The organism is Aeromonas sp. ASNIH8, from assembly GCF_002919855.1.
Taxonomy (GTDB): domain Bacteria; phylum Pseudomonadota; class Gammaproteobacteria; order Enterobacterales; family Aeromonadaceae; genus Aeromonas; species Aeromonas caviae.
On sequence record NZ_PQLN01000158.1, the window covers coordinates 1 to 5,859 of the forward strand.

The 5,859-nt window shown below is 63.2% G+C and carries 3 protein-coding genes; 2 read left to right on the plus strand and 1 reads right to left on the minus strand.

The genetic code is table 11. From position 1 onward, the window contains the following. Window positions 1–186: 186 nt before the first annotated feature. Window positions 187–2,088, minus strand: coding sequence for a biosynthetic arginine decarboxylase (gene speA, locus C3418_RS22495; RefSeq protein ID WP_042882536.1), 1,902 nt, complete (start codon window positions 2,086–2,088; stop codon window positions 187–189). Window positions 2,089–3,113: 1,025 nt separating this feature from the next. Here speA and pepT point away from each other — a divergent pair. Together pepT and C3418_RS22515 are read left to right on the plus strand one after the other, a co-directional pair. After that, a complete protein-coding gene (gene pepT, locus C3418_RS22510) occupies window positions 3,114–4,340 on the plus strand; it encodes a peptidase T (RefSeq protein ID WP_103859316.1) in 1,227 nt (408 codons plus the stop codon). A 105-nt stretch (window positions 4,341–4,445) separates the two neighbouring features. Further along, a partial coding sequence (locus C3418_RS22515; RefSeq protein ID WP_103859317.1) for a lysophospholipid acyltransferase family protein occupies window positions 4,446–5,859 on the plus strand: 1,414 nt, incomplete at its 3' end.

The window sequence follows — 5,859 nt, forward strand, 5'->3', positions numbered from 1 at the left end:
GAGGACAGGCGTGAATGAAGTCGAGAGCTTGGTCGATACGCATAAAAAAATCCGAAACCCAACAAGGAGTTTCGGATTCTTACACAGCCTGAGGATCGGTCAATGGATCCTTAACTGATCGGCATTACGCCCGAAGGCGCCGTTTTTCATGTCCGTCATTTGACCGACGGGGAACAAGCCGCTGGCTTATTCGTCTTCCAGGTAGGCGTAGCCTTGCAGACCCAGCTCCAGCTCGTCGAGCAGGGCCTTGCGGGTCTCGTCGTCCAGCGCCGGGTGGGAGACGATGCGCTGGTAGTTCTCGCGGATCACGGACGGGTCGATGTTGACGTAACGCAGCAGCTGGTCGACGGTGTCACCACGCACCACGTTGCGGATGTCCATCTTGCCTTCTTCATCCAGCCACACTTCCGCGCAGTGGGTGTCACCGAACAGGTTGTGCAGATCCCCCAGGATCTCCTGATAGGCACCCACCAGGAAGAAGCCGACATGGCACTCTTCGTGCTCACCGTAGACCGGCATCGGCAGGGTGCTTTCCACCCCCAGACCGTCGACGTAGTGCTCCACCTGACCGTCGGAGTCACAGGTGATGTCCATCAGGATGCCGCGGCGGGTGAGCGGACGCTCGAGGCCGGCCAGCGGCATCACCGGGAACACCTGACCGATACCCCAGGCATCCGGCAGGGACTGGAACAGGGAGAAGTTGGCAAAGCACTTGTCAGCCAGTTTCTCGGAGAGTTCGTCGGCCAGGGCGCGGTGGTTGCGGTTGACTGGGTTCAGCAGCTCCTTGAGCGCCAGACAGGTGTTCTGGTGCAGCATCTCGGCCCAGGCACGTTGCTCCAGGTTCAAGAGGCCCATGGTGTACTGGGCGTTGACGTCACCGAGATCCGCCACGGAGTCGTGGAAGATCTCCAGCAGGGAGGGATCTTCCCCGCGCAGGTCCAGCCACCCTTTCCACATGTTCTGCAAGATGGTGGGCGCGTCCTCGTCCGGGGCGCTGATGTCGTTCACCTCCACCCCTTCGGCACCAATGATATTGGTGACCAGCACGGCGTGGTGTGCAGTCAGGGCACGGCCGGACTCGCTGATGATGGTCGGGTGCGGCAGGTCGAACTCGCGGCAGACATCGCCGATGCCCCAGACCACGTTGTTGGCGTACTCGGAGAGGCTGTAGTTCGCGGAGCAGTGGCTCTGGGAACGGGTGCCCTCGTAGTCCACACCCAGGCCGCCGCCCACGTCCACCACCTCGACCTTGGCGCCAAGACGGCACAGCTCGGCGTAGAAGCGGCCGCACTCGCGGATGCCGCCCTGGATGTCGCGGATGTTGGCGATCTGGGAGCCCAGGTGGAAGTGCAACAGTTGCAGGCAGTCCAGCTTGCCGAGGCTGCGCAGACGCTCCACCAGCGCCAGGATCTGGGAGGCGGAGAGGCCGAACTTGGACATGGAACCGCCGCTCGATTCCCACATGCCGGAGCCGGTGGACGCCAGACGGGCGCGCACCCCGATGTTGGGCTTGATGTTGAGACGAGCAGACTCGTCGAGCACCATTTCCAGCTCGGAGGGCTTCTCCACCACGATGTAGACCTTGTGGCCCATCAGGTTGCCCAGGAGGGCGTGGCGGATGTATTCGCGGTCCTTGTAACCGTTGCAGACGATCACGGAGCCTTGCTCATGATGATGGGACAGCACGGCCAGCAACTCGGGCTTGGAGCCCGCTTCCAGCCCAAGCCTCGGCTTGTCGCTGTAGGACTGACTGATGGTCTCGATGACGCGGCGCTGCTGGTTTACCTTGATCGGGTAAACGCACAGGTAATCCCCTTCATAGCCTGACTTTTCGATGGCCTGACCGAAGGCGTTGAACAGCGCATCGACCCGGCTCTTGAGGATGTCGGGGAAACGCAGCAACACCGGCGTGGTCAGCCCGGACTGGCGCAGTTGCTCGATGGCCTCGGACAGCACGATCTGAGCCTCGGGGCGAGACTTGTCGGGAGAGACGGTCACATGACCGGCGTCATTGATATTGAAAAAACCCGCACCCCAGTAGGGAACGTTGTAGACCTTCAAGGAGTCCTTGCTGGACCAGTTAGTCATGGGCTATGCCTCGCAAATGAGCGGCCGTGGGCCGCCTTCGTTACCCTCAATCACATCCAGACCATTGATTGCAAAATGCGGCAAGCCAGAGCGGCCTGCTGACGTTGGACCCGCAACGGAGCATGCTCCGCCACATCCTGTTCATTGCACATCGCGGCAAGCCAAGGCTGCCTGGTGGATCTTGGGAAGTAACGAGTCTTGATGTGGGGCTGGTGGCTTTACATCAAGCTCAACGGTATGCGGTAACACCTTGCCGGCGTACCGCGGTACTTTGATGACAATCGGCATCAGCCACGCCGTTTGTTCATCATTCGGCAGCTATCCCGACGGACAGGAGAGGGTTTCAAGGAAGAGAAGGGAAGACGTCAGCACGCATCGTGTTGATGGACGACAACCACTACGACCCGCTCAACGCCAGTGACCGCCCATGACAAGGGAGATGATGAGCCCGAAGCCCACTCGGTCAGCTGAAAGATGAGAGTCCGTTGTTCTCCCTGATACCGGAGCCTAACGGGTATTAAAGAAACCATTCCCCAGCAGTGTCTGTCGTTTCTGCGTGCCTCGCCCTATAGGCGTCATGATCCTGCGGGTCTGGCGGACACGGCCTGCGCAGGGTTGCCCTTGGATCGGCGCGGAGTGTACACACTTACCGCAGCCAGTGACAATAAAAAATCGTGTTAAAAAACGGGTTTTCATCAGGGGGCAAAATCTCGCTGCCAGCAAGGCGGGCTCTGGGATGGCGGGGGATGGGAGTGCGTGGGCGAGGCGATGAAAATAACCAACACGTCACGCTTTTTGGGTCACCCCTTGCCAGCGCTGGGCCGAGGGGAAATTCAGCTTTTTCGCAATTGCTTAACCAGTTTTTATTTTGGAATTTTTATGCAAACTGCCGAGCGATGATCCCTGCCCCTCCCCCTCGATGGCCCTCCTCTCCCCCATAAAGTCATCAAAAACTGCGCTGACGCAATAAGCGGCGCCGCCGTCTTGGCCACAATGACTCCTCTTTCGTGACCCGAGGCTTGCCCATGAACACCCTGCTTTCGCGCTTTCTCCACTACCTCACCTTTCATACCCGTTCCGATGCGACCAATCCTGCCTGCCCCAGCAGCGAGGGACAGCGCCTCTTCGCCCGGGCCCTGTGCGACGAAATGACGCAGATGGGGCTGAGCCAGGTCACCCTGGACGAGCATGGCTACCTCACAGCCTGCCTGCCGGGCAACCAGCCGGATGCCCCCGCCATCGGGCTCATCGCCCACATGGACACCGCCGATTACGAGGCCGAGTGCGTCGTTCCCCAGATAGTCGAGAACTATCAGGGGGGCGATATCTGCCTTGGCAAGGGGGACGAGGTGCTGGCCATCCGCCAGTACCGCTTCCTGAAAAACTACCTGGGGCAGGATCTCATCACCACCGACGGCACCACCCTGCTGGGGGCCGACGACAAGGCGGGCATCGCAGAGATCCTCACCGCCGTGGAATACCTGCAGGCTCACCCCGAGATCCCCCGTGGCGATGTCTGGGTAGGCTTTACCCCGGACGAGGAGATAGGGCGCGGTGCCGACCGCTTCCCGCTGGAGCGCTTCCCGGCCAAGTGGGCCTACACGGTGGATGGCGGCGAGCTCGGCGAGCTCGAATGCGAGAACTTCAACGCCGCCAGCGCCACGGTGCGCATCACAGGCAACAACGTCCACCCCGGCACCGCCAAGGGCAGCATGATCAACAGCCAGACCCTGGCCGCCCGCTTCCATGCCGCCATGCCCGCCGAGCAGACCCCGGAGTGCACCCAGGGGTATGAGGGCTTCTTCCACCTAGCCCGGATGGAGGGCACGGTGGAGGAGACCACCCTGCACTACCTCATCCGCGACTTCGACGATGACTGCTTCGCCGCCCGCAAGGCCCAGCTCAAGGAGCGGGTCGCCTCCCTGCAGCTGGACGCCCCCAAGGCGCGCATCACCCTGGAGATAGCGGACAACTACCGCAACATGCGCAGCCAGATAGCACCCCATCCCCACATCGTCGAGCTGGCCAAAGCCGCCATGGAGGCCGCCGACGTGGTGCCCAAGATCAAACCCATTCGCGGCGGCACCGACGGCGCCCGGCTCTCCTTCATGGGGCTGCCCTGCCCGAACCTGTTCACCGGCGGCCACAACTTCCACGGCAAGCACGAGTTCATCCCCCTGCAATCCATGGAAAAAGCGGTCGCTACCCTGGTGGCACTGGTGCGCCTCACCTCTGCCTGGCGGGCAGAGTAAGGGAGCAAGGACGGGGCTCGCCCCGTCATCAAACCGTCACCCAACCGACACACGAAAGGCACGCAGGGGCGTCAAGCTGGGGCAAAGTTCAGCGGAGCCTTGCCCATGTTCGACGTCGATACCCTGTTGGGGCAGCACCTGCCCCGCCTCGCCGGCCAGCCCCGCCTCCGTCCCCTGATGAGGCAGGGGCTGAGCTGGTTGCTGCACGAGGAGGCCTTCACCCGCTTTGCCGCGCGCCATCCCCACCTGCGCGGTCTGGACTTCGTCGAGCAGGCCCTCACCGAGCTCCACTTCGACTACCGGGTGAGCGAGGCCGAGCTCGAGCACATTCCCGCCAGCGGCCGGGTCATTCTTGTCGCCAACCACCCCATCGGCTCCCTGGACGGGCTGGCCCTGCTGCGCCTCATCGGGCGCATCCGCCCCGACGTCAAGATAGTGGCCAACCAGGTGCTGGCCCAGCTCGCGCCGCTGCGCCCTTTGCTATTGCCGGTGGACAACCTGGGGGGCAAGACCGACAGGCAGGCCATCCTCGCCATGAACGAACACCTTGCCGCCGACGGGGCCCTGGTTATCTTCCCCGCAGGCGAGGTCTCCCGCCTCGGCCCCAAGGGGGTGAAGGATGGCCCCTGGCAGGCCGGCTTCATCAAGCTGGCCCAGCGCAGCCGAACGCCCCTGGTGCCCATTCACCTGGGAGGGCGCAACAGCCTCTGGTTCTATCTCGCCTCCTGGCTCAACAAGCCCGCCTCCGCCCTGCTGCTGGTACGTCAGCTGTTTCGCCAGCAGGGGCAGACGCTGCCGGTGACCATAGGGGCGCGCATTCCCCTCGCCAGTTTTCAGGACCTGCCGGCCAAGACGGCGGCCCGGCTGGTGCGCGGCCACCTCTACCGAATCGCTCGAGGCAAGGCGGGACGGTTGCAGACCGAGGCCCCCATCGCCCTGCCGGAGGATCGCCGCCTGCTGAAACAGGCCATCGACGGGTGCGAGCTGCTCGGCCAGACCCCGGACGGCCAGCGTATCCTGCTCTATCGCCGCCACGAGCAGAGCCACTCTGTGATCCTGCGTGAGCTGGGGCGCCTGCGGGAGATCGCCTTTCGGGCGGTGGGGGAAGGCTCGGGCAAGCGGCGGGATCTCGATGCCTTCGACGATGACTATCACCACCTCATCCTCTGGGATCCCGCCCGCCTCGACATCATCGGCGCCTACCGTTTCGCCCCGGTGGCCGAACGGCTGGCCAGCAAGGGGCTGGATGGCCTCTACAGCCACACCCTGTTCGGCTTCGAAGAGAAGCTGCTGCCCCGGCTGGAACAGGCCATCGAGCTTGGCCGCAGTTTCATCCAGCCCGCCTACTGGGGCAAGCGGGGGCTCGATTACCTCTGGTTCGGCATCGGGGCCTATCTGGCCCGCTATCCCCAATACCGCTACCTGTTCGGGCCCGTCACCCTCTCCGGCAGCCTGCCGCCGGCGGCCAAGGATCTGCTGGTGAGCTTCTATCGCCAGCACTTCGCCCCCACCCTTGCCC